Raw genomic sequence first — 16,638 nt, 5'->3', positions numbered from 1 at the left:
TATGTCATTTAAGCTGCCCGTTTCGGTGCTGGTGGTGATTTACGCCGAAGATACGAAACGGGTGCTGATGTTACAGCGGCGTGACGATCCCGCGTTCTGGCAGTCGGTGACCGGCAGCCTGGAAGCTGGAGAGACCGCGCTGCAGGCCGCCGCGCGTGAAGTAAAGGAAGAGGTCGCCATTGATGTTGCCTGCGAGCAACTGACCTTAATTGACTGTCAGCGCACGGTGGAGTTCGAGATATTTTCTCATTTGCGTCATCGCTATGCGCCGGGTGTAGAGCGCAATACAGAATTCTGGTTCTGTCTTGCGCTGCCTCATGAGCGGGAGATTACCTTCACCGAACATCTGGCCTACCGCTGGGTCAGCGCGACGGAAGCCGCTGCGCTGACCAAGTCGTGGAGCAACCGGCAGGCGATTGAAGAATTTGTAATTAACGCCGCCTGAAAGGGCGCGCTTTTTGGAGAGTTTTTTATGGCAGGTCATAGTAAATGGGCCAACACCAAACACCGCAAAGCGGCACAGGATGCTAAACGCGGTAAAATCTTTACGAAAATCATTCGCGAGCTGGTGACTGCGGCGCGTCTGGGCGGCGGCGATCCGGCTTCCAACCCGCGCCTGCGTGCGGCCGTTGATAAAGCGCTGTCAAACAACATGACGCGCGACACCCTGAACCGCGCCATCGCGCGCGGCGTCGGCGGTGATGAAGACGCGAACATGGAAACCATCATTTACGAAGGCTATGGCCCTGGCGGTACCGCGGTAATGGTGGAATGTCTGTCCGACAACCGTAACCGTACCGTTGCGGAAGTGCGTCACGCTTTCACCAAAACCGGTGGTAACCTCGGTACCGACGGCTCCGTGTCCTACCTGTTCAGCAAGAAAGGCGTCATCTCCTTCGAGAAAGGCGATGAAGACACCATTATGGAAGCGGCGCTGGAAGCTGGCGCAGAAGACGTGGTGACCTATGACGACGGCGCCATCGACGTCTACACCGCGTGGGAAGAGATGGGTGCTGTGCGCGACGCGCTGGAAGCCGCTGGCCTGAAAGCCGACGCTGCCGAAGTCTCGATGATCCCGTCCACCAAAGCGGATATGGATGCCGAGACGGCGCCGAAGCTGCTGCGTCTGATCGATATGCTGGAAGACTGCGACGACGTGCAGGAAGTGTACCATAACGGCGAGATCTCCGACGAGGTCGCGGCCACCCTGTGATGCAGTCGCATCCACGGTTAACCGGAGGCGCGTGATGGCTATTATTCTCGGCATTGACCCGGGGTCGCGCGTCACCGGTTATGGCGTGATCCGCCAGGTTGGACGGCAGTTGAGCTACCTTGGCAGCGGATGCATCCGCACCAAAGTGGACGATCTGCCGTCGCGGCTGAAGCTGATCTACGCCGGGGTGACGGAAATCATCACCCAGTTTCAGCCCGACTATTTCGCCATTGAGCAGGTCTTTATGGCGAAGAACGCCGATTCGGCGTTAAAGCTTGGGCAGGCGCGCGGAGTGGCGATCGTTGCAGCGACCAATCAGTCGCTGCCGGTGTTTGAATACGCCGCCCGTCAGGTCAAGCAGACCGTTGTCGGGATCGGCAGCGCCGAAAAGAGCCAGGTTCAGCACATGGTGCGCACCTTGCTCAAACTGCCTGCCAATCCGCAAGCGGATGCGGCGGATGCGCTGGCGATTGCCATCACCCATTGCCATATCAGCCAGAATGTTGCTCAGGTCAGCGAGACCCGGCTCAATCTGGCGCGAGGGCGCTTACGATAATCGCAAATCAGGCTGGATATCTATCCAGCCTTTTTTTATGATACCGCCAGATACTTAGACCATAACGCAGGAGCCCCACGTGATAGGCAGACTCAGAGGCATCATTCTCGAAAAACAACCCCCGCTGGTGTTGCTGGAAACGGCGGGCGTCGGCTATGAAGTGCATATGCCAATGACCTGCTTCTATGAGCTGCCGGAGGCCGGTCAGGAGGCGATAGTCTTTACCCACTTTGTGGTGCGTGAAGATGCCCAGCTGCTGTATGGTTTTAACAACAAACAGGAACGTACGCTGTTTAAAGAGCTGATTAAAACCAACGGTGTGGGGCCAAAGCTGGCGCTGGCGATCCTCTCCGGCATGTCGGCGCAGCAGTTCGTCAATGCCGTTGAGCGGGAAGAAGTCGCCTCGCTGGTGAAGCTGCCGGGGATTGGCAAAAAAACCGCAGAACGCCTGATCGTCGAGATGAAAGACCGTTTCAAAGGGCTGCACGGCGACCTGTTCACTCCGGCGGCCGATCTGGTGCTGACCTCGCCGGCAGGCCCGACGGCAGATGATGCCGAACAGGAAGCGGTTGCCGCGCTGGTCGCGCTGGGCTATAAACCGCAGGAGGCCAGCCGGATGGTAAGCAAGATTGCCCGTCCGGACGCCAACAGTGAAACGCTAATCCGCGAAGCGCTGCGCGCCGCGTTGTGAGGTAAGGGATGATTGAAGCAGACCGGCTGGTATCGGCAGACAGCAGCGGCGCAGAAGAGGCCGTTGACCGCGCCATCCGCCCAAAATTGCTGGCAGAGTATGTCGGCCAGCCGCAGGTGCGCTCCCAGATGGAGATCTTTATCCAGGCGGCGAAACTGCGCGGCGACGCCCTCGATCACCTGCTGATTTTTGGCCCGCCTGGGTTGGGGAAAACCACCCTGGCGAACATTGTCGCCAATGAGATGGGGGTGAATCTGCGTACCACCTCCGGCCCGGTGCTGGAGAAAGCGGGCGATCTCGCCGCGATGCTCACCAACCTCGAACCGCACGACGTGCTGTTTATCGATGAGATCCATCGCCTCTCGCCGGTAGTGGAAGAGGTGCTCTACCCGGCGATGGAAGACTATCAGCTGGATATTATGATTGGCGAAGGTCCGGCGGCGCGCTCCATCAAAATCGATCTGCCGCCGTTTACCCTGATTGGCGCCACCACCCGGGCCGGTTCATTGACCTCTCCGCTGCGCGACCGCTTTGGCATCGTGCAGCGTCTGGAGTTCTATCAAATACCCGATCTGCAGCATATCGTCAGCCGCAGCGCCCGCCATATGGGGCTGGAGATGAGCGACGAAGGCGCGCTGGAAGTGGCCCGTCGTTCACGCGGCACGCCGCGTATTGCCAACCGTCTGCTGCGCCGGGTGCGCGACTTCGCGGAAGTGCGCCACGACGGCAGCATCTCTGCCGACATTGCTGCCCAGGCGCTGGATATGCTGAATGTCGATGCGGAAGGGTTCGACTATATGGACCGTAAACTACTGCTGGCGGTGATAGATAAATTCTTTGGTGGGCCGGTGGGGCTGGATAACCTCGCCGCCGCGATCGGCGAAGAGCGGGAAACCATTGAAGATGTGCTGGAGCCCTACTTAATTCAGCAGGGTTTTCTGCAGCGTACGCCACGGGGAAGAATGGCGACGGTGCGCGCCTGGAATCATTTCGGGATCACGCCGCCGGAAATGCCCTAGTTCGCGACGGATGCGTCGTTCATTATGAGGCCCGGTCAGCAGCGCGACCGGGCTTTTTCATTTTCAGCTGGCGGCTTTTTTTGTCATGCTGAGAATAAACAGCACGGCGGCGCACAGCACCACCGACGGCCCGGCCGGGGTGTCGTAGAAGGCCGAGAAGGTTAACCCGCCGGTAACGGCCAGCATGCCCACGCCCACTGCCACGGCGGCCATCTGCTCCGGCGTGCGGGCAAAACGGCGGGCGGTGGCGGCCGGGATAATTAGCAGGGAAGTGATGATCAGCGCGCCGACGAACTTCATCGCCACGCCGATAGTCAGAGCGGTGACCAGCATCAACAGCAACTTCACGCGCTGCAGCTTCACGCCATCGACAAACGCCAGATCCGGACTGATGGTCATCGCCAGCAGCGGTCGCCACTGCCAGAGCAGGATACCAATCACAATCACTACGCCAATGGCGATGGCAATCAAATCCTGCGGCGTCACTGCCAGCAGATCGCCGAACAGGTACGCCATCAGATCGACGCGGACGTTAGACATCAGACTGACCACCACCAGCCCCAGCGACAGTGCGCTGTGCGCCATGATGCCCAGCAGGGTATCGATCGCCAGATGGGGGCGTTTTTCCAGCCACACCAGCCCGCCGGCCAGCATCAAAGTCACGGCGATCACCGCATAAAACGGATTGATGTTAAGTAATAAGCCAAAAGCGACGCCGAGCAGCGACGCATGCGCCAGCGTGTCGCCGAAATAGGACATGCGGCGCCAGACCACAAAGGAGCCCAGCGGACCGGCGGCGCAGGCCAGCATCATCCCGGCCAGCCAGCCAGGTAACAGAAGTTCAATCATTAGCGGCTGTTTCCCCGACGCAGTACAATTCGCCCCTGAAGGTCGTGGCGGTGATTATGGTGGTGGCGGTAAATCCCCAGCTGTTCCGCGCCGCGCGGGCCGAACATGGAGATAAACTCCGGATGCATGGAGACCACCTCCGGCGCGCCGGAGCAGCAGATATGCTGGTTCAGGCACAGGACTTCGTCGGTTTTGGCCATCACCAGATGCAGGTCGTGCGATACCATCAGCACTGCGCAGTCCAGTTCATGGCGCAGCTGGTCGATAAGATCGTAAAGCGCCACCTGTCCATTGACGTCAACACCCTGGGTCGGTTCATCCAGCACCAGCAGCTGTGGGCGGTTGAGCAGGGCGCGGGCCAGCAGTACGCGCTGGGTTTCGCCGCCGGAGAGTTTTTGCATCGGCGCGTCGATCAGATGCCCGGCCTGCACACGTTTCAGTGCCGGCAGGATGTCGTCTTTGCGGGTACCCGGGCGCAAACGCAGGAAGCGGCTGACGGTCAGCGGCAACGTGGCGTCAAGATGCAGCTTCTGCGGCACGTAGCCAATCCGCAGGCGGTCTTCCCGCTTGATGACACCCTCTGTTGGTGCTACCAGCCCCAGAACCACTCGCACAAGGGTCGATTTACCGGCGCCGTTCGGGCCCAGCAGGGTTAATATTTTGCCTGGCGTGAGTGCCAGCGAAATGTCAGACAGCACGCGGCGTTGGCCAAAGGCCACCGACACATTTTCCAGCGTAACAAGGTTTGTCATAGTAATTTAGGGTTGCACAAGCTAGTGAATGTTATAATATCACATCACATTCACTCGTTTCGATGACTAGACGCATTATGTTACATAAAAATACGCTTCTTTGCGCTGGACTTGGCGCTGTTTTTTTGTTCGCGCAGGTTCCGCTGGCCAGCGCCGCCGTAGTGACTTCCATGAAACCGCTGGGCTTTATCGCAGCCGCCATCGCCGATGGGGTGACAGATACTCAGGTGCTATTGCCCGACGGCGCCTCAGAGCATGACTATTCACTGCGGCCTTCTGATGTAAAACGCTTACAGAACGCAGACTTAGTGGTATGGATTGGGCCGGAAATGGAAGCCTTTATGGATAGGTCGACGCAAAGCATTGCGGCGAATAAAAAGGTGACCATCGCGGAGCTGGAAGGGGTGAAGCCGCTGCTGATGACCGGGGCGGATGACGATGACGATCATGATGGTCATGACCACGGCGCAGCAGAAAAAAGTGACGGCGATCACCATCACGGTATTTACAATATGCATCTGTGGTTATCCCCAGAGATAGCGCGGCTTTCGGCGGTTGCAATCCACGATAAATTATTAGAACTTATGCCGCAGAGTCGAGCCAAACTCGACAGCAACCTGCAGCAGTTCGAGGCCGCGCTGGCGGCGACTGACAAGCAGGTTAGCAATGAGCTGGCACCGCTGAAAGGGAAGGGCTATTTCGTTTTTCATGACGCCTACGGTTACTTTGAAAAACACTACGGTTTGACCTCGCTGGGGCACTTTACCGTCAACCCTGAAATACAGCCTGGTGCGCAGCGTTTACACGAAATCAGAACACAACTGGTTGAGCAGAAGGCCACGTGCGTTTTTGCTGAGCCACAGTTCAGGCCAGCGGTTATCGAAGCTGTTGCCCGGGGCACGTCTGTGCGCATGGGAACCCTGGATCCGCTGGGTACTGGAATTACGTTGGGTAAAGCGAGTTACCCGCAATTCCTGACCCAGCTGGCGAATCAGTATTCGAGCTGCCTGAAAGGAGATTAACGAGGAAGTGAATACGTGCAACAGATAGCCCGCGCTGTCACTCAGGCATTCAACAATCTGCCACGACCTCATCGCGTCATGTTGGGGTCGCTTAGCGTTCTTACCTTAGCGGTCGCCGTCTGGCGACCCTACATTTACCACCCGGAATCCGCCCCCATCGTCAGAACCATTGAACTGGAAAAAAGCGAGATCCGTTCCCTGCTGCCGGAAGCCTCCGAGCCGATCGACCAGGCCCCGCAGGAAGAAGAAGCCATTCCTCAGGATGAACTCGACGAGAAGGCCGATACCGATGCCGGCGGTCATGAATATGTGGTGTCGACTGGCGATACGCTCAGCAGCATCCTGAACCAGTACGGTATCGATATGGGCGATATCGCCCAGCTTTCCTCCGCCGATAAAGAGCTGCGTAATCTGAAGATTGGCCAGCAGCTCTCCTGGACCCTGACCGCGGACGGCGATCTGCAGAGCCTGACCTGGGAGATGTCCCGCCGCGAAACCCGCACTTATACCCGTGTGGACAACGGTTTTAAAATGAGCAGCGAGCTGCAGAAAGGCGACTGGGTCAACAATGTGCTGAAGGGCACCGTCGGCGCCAGCTTTGTCTCCAGCGCGCGCGATGCCGGCCTGACCAGTACCGAAATCAGCGCGGTGATCAAGGCCATGCAGTGGCAGATGGATTTCCGTAAGCTGAAAAAAGGCGACGAGTTCTCGGTATTGATGTCGCGCGAAATGCTCGACGGCAAGCGCGAGCAAAGTCAGCTGCTGGGCGTGCGTTTGCGCTCCGACGGTAAGGATTACTATGCTATCCGTGCCGAAGACGGCAAATTCTACGATCGTAACGGGACGGGGCTGGCGAAAGGCTTTATGCGCTTCCCGACGGCGCGTCAGTTCCGCGTTTCCTCTAACTTTAACCCGCGTCGTCTGAATCCGGTCACCGGGCGCGTCGCGCCGCATCGTGGCGTCGATTTCGCGATGCCGCAGGGGACGCCGGTGCTGGCAGTGGGTGATGGCGAAGTGGTAGTGGCCAAGCGCAGCGGCGCTGCCGGGTATTATGTTGCTATCCGCCACGGTCGCACCTATACCACCCGCTATATGCACCTGCGTAAGCTGCTGGTGAAACCGGGGCAGAAAGTGAAGCGCGGCGATCGTATCGCGCTGTCGGGGAATACCGGCCGTTCTACCGGGCCGCACCTGCACTATGAAGTGTGGATCAACCAGCAGGCGGTCAACCCGCTGACGGCTAAGCTGCCGCGTACCGAAGGGCTGAGCGGTTCCGACCGTACCGATTACCTGGCGCAGGTCAAAGAGGTCGTCCCGCAGCTGCGGTTTGACTAACCACCGGTCAGTGGAAAGCCGGTGCCCCAGGGCGCCGGCTTTTTCTTTTGTAGGTTACCTAACGTCTCGCTACACTATCCCATTATCTTGATTAAGCAGTCGACCTGCGGATTGGGCATGGAAACGAAAAAAAATAATATTGAGTTTATCCCTAAGTTTGAGAAATCCTTTTTACTGCCGCGCTACTGGGGCGCGTGGCTGGGCGTCTTTGCCTTCGCAGGCATCGCGCTGACGCCGCCTTCCTTTCGCGATCCGATCCTCGGAAAACTCGGCCGCTTCGTAGGGCGTTTGGCGAAAAGCTCGCGGCGCCGGGCGCAGATTAATTTGCTCTACTGTTTTCCGGAAAAAAGCGAGCACGAACGGGAAGCGATCATCGACGCCATGTATGCCTCGGCGCCGCAGGCGATGGTGATGATGGCCGAGCTGGGCCTGCGCGATCCGCAGAAAATCCTTGCCCGCGTCGACTGGCAGGGGAAAGAGATCATCGACGAGATGCAGCGTAATAACGAGAAAGTGATTTTCCTCGTTCCGCATGCCTGGGGCGTGGATATCCCGGCGATGCTGATGGCCTCCGGTGGGCAGAAGATGGCGGCGATGTTCCACAACCAGGGTAACCCGGTCTTTGATTACGTGTGGAATACCGTGCGCCGTCGTTTTGGCGGGCGTATGCACGCGCGCAACGACGGGATCAAACCGTTTATTCAGTCGGTGCGCCAGGGCTACTGGGGTTACTATCTGCCCGATCAGGATCACGGCGCTGAGCACAGTGAATTTGTGGATTTCTTTGCCACCTACAAGGCGACGCTGCCCGCGATTGGCCGTTTAATGAAGGTATGCCGCGCCCGCGTCGTACCGCTGTTTCCGGTCTATGATGGCCAAACGCATCGCCTGACGGTGCTGGTCCGCCCGCCGATGGACGACCTGCTGGACGCAGACGATACGACGATCGCCCGGCGGATGAACGAAGAAGTGGAAGTGTTTGTTAAGCCGCACACCGAGCAGTACACCTGGATCCTGAAGCTGCTGAAAACGCGCAAGCCGGGTGAAATCGAGCCCTACAAACGCAAAGAGTTGTTCCCAAAGAAGTAGTCTAAAAGAGAGCCAGTGGGCGTTCCTGGCTCACTGGCTATATTGCGTCAGTAACATCAGGTTCTCGACGACAAGCCGGTAGCGATACTCCGGGCGGCCAGTGATACCGTAGTGATTGGTCGTGAAGAGCACGTTTATCTGCTCCAGCCAAATCAGGTATTTACGGCATGACACCCTGGATATCTGCAGCGCCGCCGCCAGCTCGTTTGTCGAAAAATCGCGCGCCTGATGGTCATCAATCCACTGGCACACTAGGCGAAGGGTTTGCGGCGTCAGCCCTTTCGGCAGGCGGCGGGCGCTTTCCTGTTGCGGGATCCCGCGGCGCAGCAGGGTGTCGATATCCGCTTGGGCATAACAGGATTTCGCCTGCGTCACCTCACGCTTTTTGCGCCATGCCTGCAGGGCCTCCTCAAAGCGCGAAAACTGAAACGGTTTAATCAGGTAATCCACCACGCCATAGTGCAGCGCCGTTTGTAGCGTGAGCGTATCGGCGGCAGACGTCATCATGATGACGTCAATATTCCGCCCATCTGCGCGAAGCGCCGGCAGCAGGTCCAGGCCATTCTCCTGTTGCATATAGACATCCAGCAGCAGTAGATCGACCTGCGCCAGATGGCTTAGCATCGCTTTGGCGTCGCCGATCGTCGCCGCCACCCCGCAGCAGTGAAAATCAGCTACCCGGCTGATAAACAGCCGGTTCAGGTCGGCTACCATGGGATCATCATCGACGATCAGCACATTGAACATGCGTGGTTCCCCGGTGTGGCGGGAAGCCAGCCGGCTTCCCGCAAGATGAGTTGAGGAATGACGATCAGAATGACGATCGTTTATAGGCGGTGTAGCGCGCTCGCCAGAAGGTTTTATCGATATTCGCCGCCAGCTGTGCCTCGTCAATCTGCGGCGCAACGCCGTCCCGCTGCGCGGCGCGAGCGACCTCTGCGGCAATAGCCCGGGAAATCATTTCGATCTCTTCAACCGGCGGCAGTAAAGCACCGGTTTCACGGCTCGCCAAAGGCGAGTGGGCTGCCAGGGTTTTACTGCAGGTGATCAGCATCGCTTCCGTGACGCGCTGCGCTTTACTGGCGAGGATCCCCAGCCCCAGACCGGGAAAAATATAGGCGTTGTTGCACTGAGCGATATCGTAGGTTTTGCCGTCGTAGAAGACGGGTTCGAACGGGCTGCCGGTGGCGATCAGCGCGCTTCCCCGGGTCCACTCCAGCAAATCCTTCGGCTGGGCTTCGGCCCGGGAGGTGGGGTTAGAGAGCGGCATAATAATCGGACGCGGGCAGTGCCGATGCATCTCCTTCACTATCTCTTCGCTAAATAACCCCGGCTGGCCAGACACGCCAATCAGTACGGTAGGGTGGACGTTGCGTACGACATCCATCAGCGACAGTTGGGCGGACTCGGTATCCCAGTGGGCAATACTGGCTCGCGGCGTGACGAGGTCGCGCTGAAAATCGAGCAGATTGGGCATCTCATCCGTCAGCAGGCCAAAGCGGTCAACCATAAAGATACGGCGGCGTGCTTCCTCCTGCGAAAGCCCATCATCCACCATCAGCGCAATGATTTTTTCCGCAATGCCGCATCCGGCCGAACCGCCGCCAAGGAAAACTACCCGCTGGTCGCGGATCGGCGTCCCGGCCGCGGCCGCGGCGGCGATCAGCGTCCCTGAGGTCACGGCGGCGGTGCCCTGGATATCATCGTTAAAACAGCACAGCTGGTGACGATAGCGGTTGAGCAGTCGCGTGGCATTCTTTTGGGCAAAGTCTTCAAACTGAAGTAATACATTCGGCCAACGTTGCTGAATGGCATGGACAAACATGTCCATAAACTCCAGGTACTGCTCGTCGCTGATGCGCGGATGGCGCCAGCCCATATACAGCGGATCCTCCAGATGCTGCGGGTTGTTGGTGCCGACATCTAGCATGATAGGCAGCGTGGATGCCGGGTGAATGCCCCCGCAGGCGGTATATAACGAGAGTTTGCCAATGGGGATCCCCATGCCACCAATCCCCTGGTCGCCCAGCCCCAGAATGCGCTCGCCATCGGTCACGACAATGACTTTGATATCATTGCGGGAAAATCCCTGCAGCATTTCGTCAATCTGGTGACGGTTGGGCCAGGAAATAAACAAACCGCGTCCCCGGCGATATATTTCTGAGAAATGTTCACACGCTTCACCCACCGTCGGGGTATAGATCACCGGCAGCGTTTCTTTCATATGACTACGCAGCAGGTTATAGAATAATGTCTCGTTAGTATCCTGAATATTCCTGAGATAGATATGGCGCGAAATACTCTTTTTGAACTGGCAAAACTGGCCCCATGCGCGCTCGGTTTGTTCTTCAATGGTTTCAACATTATGGGGTAACAGTCCCTGAAGATTAAATGCCTTGCGTTCACTTTCGGTAAAAGCAAGGCCTTTATTTAATAACGGATTTTCCAGCAGGACGGCACCGTTATAGGGAGTGTATAAGGTTTCTGTGGCTAACATTGGATGACTCCTGAATATCAAATTAAAACATTGCCTGATGTCTTGGTGTTTTATTTCCGTGATTACGAAATGAGATAAATCATGATGCCTTCGGTGACGACGCCGATGGCGGTACCCAGCAAAATAGAGGATGAGGCCGGCTCAATATAGGTATCGCTGCGCAGCGCAAACATCCCTGCCGCGATGGCGGAAGGCGTCGCGCCGATGATAATAACCTGTTGCATTAAGGTATGACTGAGCCCAAAGGCCAGTCCGGCGAGGGCCATCATTGCCGGTTGGATCAGATTTTTGATACTGATATTGGTACAGGTTTGAATATTGACCGTCGGGCGTTCGCCGTAAAACAGCAGTCCCAGGGCGAACAGTGACAGACCGCCGGCGATTTTACCCACCATTTCAATAGGCATACTGAGCATAGGTGGCAGCTGGACTCCCGCCAGGCTGAGCAATACGCCGGAAATTGGGATCCAGACGATGGGGTTTCTCACGGCCTTCAGTAGGTTTTGCAGGATCAGCTGCCCGGCGTGAAGCTGGGGTTCATCCGCGCTCCGGTGCTTGTCTCCCATGCGAATCAGGATAATAGTCAGGGGGATCATCAATACGCTGGTCACCAGGTTTCCGATAAGCACGCCGAGAAAACCCTCCGGACCTATCAGTACCGCCAGCACGGGCGCGCCAAAGTAGGCCATATCGGGGAAGGCGCAAACCAGCGACTGAATCGCGCTGGTTTTAATATCATGACGGAAAACATAGCGTGAGATCAGCAGCGTGAGAAAATAGGACCCCATCAGGCCAATGACTAACACCGCCATAAAGGTGAAGTTTTTAATTTTATCGGGATGGGTATTTAACGCGCCGATAAAAAGATGGAACGGAAGCGCAAAGCGGATCACCACCGTGGCCAGAACGGAGGCATCCTCGCGCCGGGTATAGCCTAGTTTACCGCTAAGCCATCCCAGCAGCATGATAAATACCAATGGGAAAAGAGATTGTAAGAGTAGTGAAGGCATAAGATGTCCTGACATATTTTATCGGGTTGTTGTGTCGCCAATCTAGCGATCCCGTAATATTTAAAAGGTGATAGTCATCACAGTCGCCTGCCTTTAAATAATTTCGTCTCGGATACTTTACTTACAAATAAAGAAAACAGGGTTAAATCATGGGGTTGTATCTAAGGCATTTAAATTTCACCATTGATGAAAACTTTAGCTTTATGACGATAAATTAAATTACTTAAAATCAATTTTATAGTTTAGTCACAAAGCCAACAGAAGAAATCCGTTTGTCATTTTTTGTTTTAAACGCCTGTGCTACCGTTTTGAGTGTATTTTGGTGAGCCGGTGTTTAGTGCTATTTCATTTATGTTGCTACGCAAATTTTAATATTGCGTTACTACCCTACGCTACCTCCTTATCATTCAGGTAAAAATATGGAAAATAATTCACTCAACCACCCGATAGATAAAACGCAACCGAACGGCCAATCGACACGACTTTTATCCAATATCGACGTTGGTGCCGTACCGTTAACGCTCTTTATTGGTATCGCTGCGATCGTCGCGCTCTCTGCGAGCGCGGGCCTGCTGCCGAAAAATATGATTGGCGGACTGGCGGTCATTATGACCCTGGGATTCGCGCTGGCTAAGATTGGCCGCATGGTGCCAGTACTAAAAGACATTGGCGGGCCGGCCATATTGTGTCTGATGATGCCCTCAGTATTGGTCTACTTTGGCGTGTTTGAAGCTCATACGCTCGATACTGTGCACTTGCTGATGAAAGAGGCCAATCTCCTCTATTTCGTCATCGCCTGTCTGGTTGTCGGGAGTATTCTGGGAATGAACCGCACTATTCTGATCCAGGGGATGGTGCGTATGTTTGTCCCGCTGGTGGCCGGGACCGGGGCGGCAATATTAACCGGCCTGCTGGTGGGCAGCTTATTTGGCTACAGTATTTACCACACCTTCTTTTTTATCATCGTGCCGATTATCGGCGGCGGCATCGGCGAAGGGATCCTGCCTTTGTCGCTGGCTTATTCGGCCATTCTCGGGCAAACACCTGATGTCTATGTTGCCCAGCTGGCGCCGGCCGCGGTGGTTGGGAATATTTTCGCCATTATATGCGCTGGTTTTCTGGCGCGCATGGGCGCACGTCGTCCGGCGCTCTCCGGCAATGGGATGCTGATCCGCAGCCATGACGATAATAGCGTCTTTGCGCAACATCAGAGTACCCAACCCACCGATTTTCAGCTGATGGGCGCCGGGTTGCTGATGATTTGTGCATTTTTCATCGTCGGTGGTCTGCTGGAGAAGGTAGTGCATATTCCCGGGCCGGTGCTGATGATTCTGGCGGCCGTCTTCTGCAAATATACCAACGTTATCCCGGCGGCGATGGAGCTGGGGGCGCATAGCTGCTACAAGTTTGTCTCCGCCGCGCTGGTGTGGCCGCTGATGATCGGCCTGGGCATGCTGTATGTGCCGCTGGAGAGCGTGGTCTCGGTCTTCTCCATTGGCTACGTCGTGGTTTGCGGCTCCATCGTTATTGCCATGGCGCTGAGCGGTTTCTTTATCGCTACTCGCCTGAATATGTATCCGGTGGAAGCCGCTATCGTGACCAGCTGCCATAGCGGCCTTGGAGGAACCGGAGATGTGGCCATCCTCTCGGCGTCAAACAGGATGGGGTTGATGCCGTTTGCCCAGATTGCGACGCGGATCGGCGGGGCGTCGACGGTGATCGCCGCGACGCTGTTGTTGAGCTGGGTGGTGTAATCTGCCAGATAGTGGGCAAAAAAAACCTGCCAGCGCATCGCTGGCAGGTCGACACCGAGGCTTACTCGACGGTGAGGATACGGGTGGTGTTGGTGCTGCCGATGGTGCTCATCACGTCACCCTGGGTAACGACCACAAGGTCACCAGAGACCAGGTAGCCTTTGTCCCGCAGCAGATTGACGGCATCGTGCGCAGCGGCTACCCCGTCATTCTGGCTGTCGAAGAACACCGGGGTCACCCCTCGGTAGAGTGCGGTCAGGTTCAGGGTGCGCTCGTGGCGGGAAAGGGCGAAAATCGGCAGACCGGAGCTGATGCGCGAGGTCATCAGCGCGGTGCGGCCCGATTCGGTCATGGTGATGATGGCCGTGATGCCTTTCAGGTGGTTGGCGGCATACATCGCCGACATAGCAATCGCTTCTTCTACGTTGTCAAACTGGACGTCCAGACGGTGTTTGGAGACGTTGAGGCTGGGGATTTTTTCGGCGCCCAGACACACGCGCGCCATCGCGGCCACGGTTTCCGACGGGTACTGACCGGCAGCGGTTTCCGCAGAGAGCATCACCGCATCGGTACCATCCAGCACGGCGTTGGCCACGTCCATGACTTCAGCACGAGTCGGCATCGGGTTGGTGATCATCGACTCCATCATCTGGGTGGCGGTAATGACGGAACGGTTCAGCTGACGGGCACGACGAATCAGCGCTTTCTGGATACCCACCAGCTCTGGATCGCCGATTTCGACGCCGAGGTCGCCGCGCGCAACCATGACCACATCGGAGGCGAGGATCACGTCGTCCATCGCATCCTGATCGCAGACCGCTTCCGCACGCTCAACTTTGGCGACGATTTTCGCATCGCAGCCGGCATCGCGCGCCAGGCGACGGGCGTAGTTCAGGTCTTCGCCGCAGCGCGGGAAAGAGACCGCCAGGTAGTCGACGCCGATTTTGGCGGCGGTGACGATATCAGCCTTGTCCTTGTCGGTCAGCGCTTCGGCAGACAGACCGCCGCCCAGCTTGTTGATCCCTTTGTTGTTAGACAACGGACCGCCGACGGTCACTTCAGTAAACACTTTCATTCCCTGAACTTCGAGGACTTTCAGCTGCACGCGACCATCGTCGAGCAGCAGGATATCGCCCGGCACGACATCCGCCGGCAGGCCTTTGTAGTCGATCCCGACTTTCTCTTTGTCGCCTTCACCTTTACCAAGGTTAGCGTCGAGCAGGAATTTATCGCCGACGTTGAGGAAAATTTTGCCTTCTTTGAAGGTCGATACGCGAATTTTTGGTCCCTGGAGGTCGCCGAGGATGGCCACGTGACGGCCCAGTTTTGCCGCAATCTCACGCACTTTGTCGGCACGGAGCTGATGATCTTCCGGGGTGCCGTGAGAGAAGTTCATACGCACTACGTTTGCGCCCGCGGCGATAACTTTTTCCAGGTTGTTATCGCGGTCAGTTGCCGGGCCTAAGGTAGTAACGATTTTGGTTCTGCGAAGCCTTCTGGACATGTAATACTCCGTTGACTGATACAACTTTGGTGTTGCGTGAACATGGATTCGGTAGCGCCAGCCTGCAACGTCGCACAGCCGGATCGTTATCGAAGGTGTAATGGGGTACTGCTTGTTATCAACTTTTATTGATTATCACTGGGTACGAACGGTTCTTTATCAAAACGCGATTCCTTCAGCGCTTCCTTGACCCTCTTCAAGTTATCTCTGAATTTTGCCCCTCGACGCAGCGTAAACCCCGTCGCCAATACGTCGATGACGGTCAGCTGGGCGAGACGGGAGACCATCGGCATATAGATGTCGGTATCTTCCGGCACATCGAGGGTGATGGCGAGCGTGGCTTCCCGGGCCAGGGGGGTACCGGCGGAGGTGAGGGCGATCACCATGGCATCGTTTTCACGGGCCAGCTGCGCCAGCTCCACAAGGCTCTTGGTTCTTCCGGTATGTGAGATAATCACCACCACATCATCGTCATCGCAATTCATACAGCTCATGCGTTGCAGGACAATGTCGTCGGAATAGATGACCGGCACGTTAAAGCGGAAAAATTTGTTCATCGCATCATGGGCGACCGCCGCCGAGGAACCGAGGCCGAAAAAGGCGATTTTTTTGGCCTGAGTCAGCAGATCCACCGCGCGATTCACCGCCGACATGTCGAGAGAATGGTGGACCTGATCTAAACTCGCCATGGCCGATTCGAATATTTTTCCCGTGTATGACTCAACGCTGTCGTCTTCATCAACATTCCGGTTAACATAGAGCGTGCCGTGCGCGAGGCTCTGGGCAAGGTGCAGTTTAAAATCAGGAAACCCGCGGGTTTCGAGACTGCGGCAGAAGCGATTGACGGTCGGTTCGCTCACCCCGGCCTCAAGGGCGAGGGCGGCGATGCTCGAATGAATGGCCTGCGCGGGGGTGGCGAGGATCACTTCCGCCACTTTGCGTTCAGATTTGCTAAGGTGTTCCAGTCGGGACTGGATTTTTTCCAGCATGTTCATTAGTAACAGGGCGCTCATCAATGGAAACGATTTCATTAATGGGTGAAATCATCGGGCGTTTTAGCAAGAATATACCCCTCCGCAAGCGCAAGCGGTGAGGAATGACGTGAAATAATGTTGTTTTTTTTCATTACATGATCAGAGTCGTATTTTACTGACCTGAAACAGGTACAAGCAACGAACAATATCAGCCAGATGCCCAAATCATCGCCGAATGTTTTCACCCTGTGGGGTTTTACCGCCGCAAACGAAGGGGAAGGCTTTCGGGAAATACGTAAACACAGTACAGTGCAGTGTAAGAAAATTACAAATATAGCCTGGCAGAAGCACCAGACTATCAACTGAGGAGAAT

17 protein-coding genes are annotated in these 16,638 nt (G+C 56.3%); 10 read left to right on the top strand and 7 right to left on the bottom strand.

Going from position 1 to position 16,638, the window contains the following annotated elements; all coding sequences use genetic code 11:
- The first annotated feature begins 1 nt into the window (after position 1).
- From nudB to ruvB, 5 genes are all read left to right on the top strand, one after another.
- Positions 2-445, top strand: coding sequence for a dihydroneopterin triphosphate diphosphatase (gene nudB, locus A1WC_RS09430; RefSeq protein ID WP_002911477.1), 444 nt, complete (start codon positions 2-4; stop codon positions 443-445).
- A 27-nt stretch (positions 446-472) separates the two neighbouring features.
- The gene (locus A1WC_RS09435) at positions 473-1,213 is read left to right on the top strand and encodes a YebC/PmpR family DNA-binding transcriptional regulator (RefSeq protein ID WP_002911459.1); all 741 of its coding nucleotides are present in this window, start codon (positions 473-475) and stop codon (positions 1,211-1,213) included.
- Positions 1,214-1,247: 34 nt separating this feature from the next.
- Positions 1,248-1,769 (top strand): crossover junction endodeoxyribonuclease RuvC, encoded by a 522-nt coding sequence (ruvC, locus tag A1WC_RS09440; RefSeq protein ID WP_008804247.1) that lies wholly within the window; start codon positions 1,248-1,250, stop codon positions 1,767-1,769.
- Positions 1,770-1,848: 79 nt separating this feature from the next.
- Complete coding sequence (gene ruvA / locus A1WC_RS09445; RefSeq protein WP_002911454.1) at positions 1,849-2,460, top strand: Holliday junction branch migration protein RuvA; 612 nt, start codon at positions 1,849-1,851, stop codon at positions 2,458-2,460.
- An 8-nt stretch (positions 2,461-2,468) separates the two neighbouring features.
- Positions 2,469-3,479 carry a Holliday junction branch migration DNA helicase RuvB gene (gene ruvB / locus A1WC_RS09450; protein WP_012541250.1) on the top strand — a complete coding sequence of 337 codons (1,011 nt, stop codon included), beginning with the start codon at positions 2,469-2,471 and terminating at the stop codon, positions 3,477-3,479.
- Between the two features lie 63 nt (positions 3,480-3,542).
- On the opposite strand, the gene znuB is transcribed toward ruvB, so the two are convergent.
- Entirely contained in the window at positions 3,543-4,328 is a 786-nt protein-coding gene (znuB, locus tag A1WC_RS09455) for a zinc ABC transporter permease subunit ZnuB (protein ID WP_016161394.1), read from the bottom strand.
- On the bottom strand, positions 4,328-5,047 hold the full coding sequence (znuC, locus tag A1WC_RS09460) for a zinc ABC transporter ATP-binding protein ZnuC (protein ID WP_229531798.1): 720 nt from the start codon (positions 5,045-5,047) through the stop codon (positions 4,328-4,330). The genes znuB and znuC overlap by 1 nt, the downstream gene beginning before the upstream one ends.
- Before the next feature lie 110 nt (positions 5,048-5,157).
- Here znuC and znuA point away from each other — a divergent pair, with 110 nt between their 5' ends.
- From znuA to lpxM, 3 genes are all read left to right on the top strand, one after another.
- Positions 5,158-6,102, top strand: coding sequence for a zinc ABC transporter substrate-binding protein ZnuA (gene znuA, locus A1WC_RS09465; RefSeq protein ID WP_008804251.1), 945 nt, complete (start codon positions 5,158-5,160; stop codon positions 6,100-6,102).
- A gap of 15 nt (positions 6,103-6,117) precedes the next feature.
- Positions 6,118-7,437 carry a murein DD-endopeptidase MepM gene (mepM, locus tag A1WC_RS09470; RefSeq protein ID WP_012541251.1) on the top strand — a complete coding sequence of 440 codons (1,320 nt, stop codon included), beginning with the start codon at positions 6,118-6,120 and terminating at the stop codon, positions 7,435-7,437.
- A 117-nt stretch (positions 7,438-7,554) separates the two neighbouring features.
- A complete protein-coding gene (lpxM, locus tag A1WC_RS09475; RefSeq protein WP_008804253.1) occupies positions 7,555-8,526 on the top strand; it encodes a lauroyl-Kdo(2)-lipid IV(A) myristoyltransferase in 972 nt (323 codons plus the stop codon).
- Between the two features lie 30 nt (positions 8,527-8,556).
- Here the strand turns inward: lpxM and dcuR are convergent, their stop codons facing one another.
- The 3 genes from dcuR to A1WC_RS09490 all read right to left on the bottom strand — a co-directional run bounded on the left by dcuR (position 8,557) and on the right by A1WC_RS09490 (position 12,033).
- Complete coding sequence (gene dcuR, locus A1WC_RS09480) at positions 8,557-9,273, bottom strand: two-component system response regulator DcuR (RefSeq protein WP_016161392.1); 717 nt, start codon at positions 9,271-9,273, stop codon at positions 8,557-8,559.
- A gap of 64 nt (positions 9,274-9,337) precedes the next feature.
- A complete protein-coding gene (locus tag A1WC_RS09485) occupies positions 9,338-11,023 on the bottom strand; it encodes an NAD-dependent malic enzyme (protein ID WP_016161391.1) in 1,686 nt (561 codons plus the stop codon).
- A gap of 62 nt (positions 11,024-11,085) precedes the next feature.
- Positions 11,086-12,033 (bottom strand): AEC family transporter, encoded by a 948-nt coding sequence (locus tag A1WC_RS09490; RefSeq protein WP_012541253.1) that lies wholly within the window; start codon positions 12,031-12,033, stop codon positions 11,086-11,088.
- 419 nt (positions 12,034-12,452) lie between these two features.
- Here A1WC_RS09490 and A1WC_RS09495 point away from each other — a divergent pair, with 419 nt between their 5' ends.
- Entirely contained in the window at positions 12,453-13,787 is a 1,335-nt protein-coding gene (locus A1WC_RS09495) for a 2-hydroxycarboxylate transporter family protein (RefSeq protein ID WP_012967679.1), read from the top strand.
- A 61-nt stretch (positions 13,788-13,848) separates the two neighbouring features.
- On the opposite strand, the gene pyk is transcribed toward A1WC_RS09495, so the two are convergent.
- Positions 13,849-15,291, bottom strand: a complete 1,443-nt coding sequence (pyk, locus tag A1WC_RS09500; protein WP_002911440.1) for a pyruvate kinase — start codon at positions 15,289-15,291, stop codon at positions 13,849-13,851.
- Between the two features lie 125 nt (positions 15,292-15,416).
- Positions 15,417-16,322: a MurR/RpiR family transcriptional regulator gene (locus tag A1WC_RS09505; RefSeq protein ID WP_162493240.1), complete on the bottom strand. Its 906-nt coding sequence runs from the start codon at positions 16,320-16,322 to the stop codon at positions 15,417-15,419.
- A 159-nt stretch (positions 16,323-16,481) separates the two neighbouring features.
- Here A1WC_RS09505 and A1WC_RS26445 point away from each other — a divergent pair, with 159 nt between their 5' ends.
- On the top strand, positions 16,482-16,631 hold the full coding sequence (locus A1WC_RS26445) for a formate--tetrahydrofolate ligase (protein WP_071599424.1): 150 nt from the start codon (positions 16,482-16,484) through the stop codon (positions 16,629-16,631).
- The last annotated feature ends 7 nt before the right edge of the window (positions 16,632-16,638 follow it).

The organism is Klebsiella sp. KTE92 (genome assembly GCF_000398905.1).
In the GTDB taxonomy this organism is placed as follows: domain Bacteria; phylum Pseudomonadota; class Gammaproteobacteria; order Enterobacterales; family Enterobacteriaceae; genus Klebsiella; species Klebsiella variicola.
The sequence above is the reverse complement of the archived record's forward strand: the minus strand, read 5'-3'. Positions and strand labels throughout refer to the sequence as shown.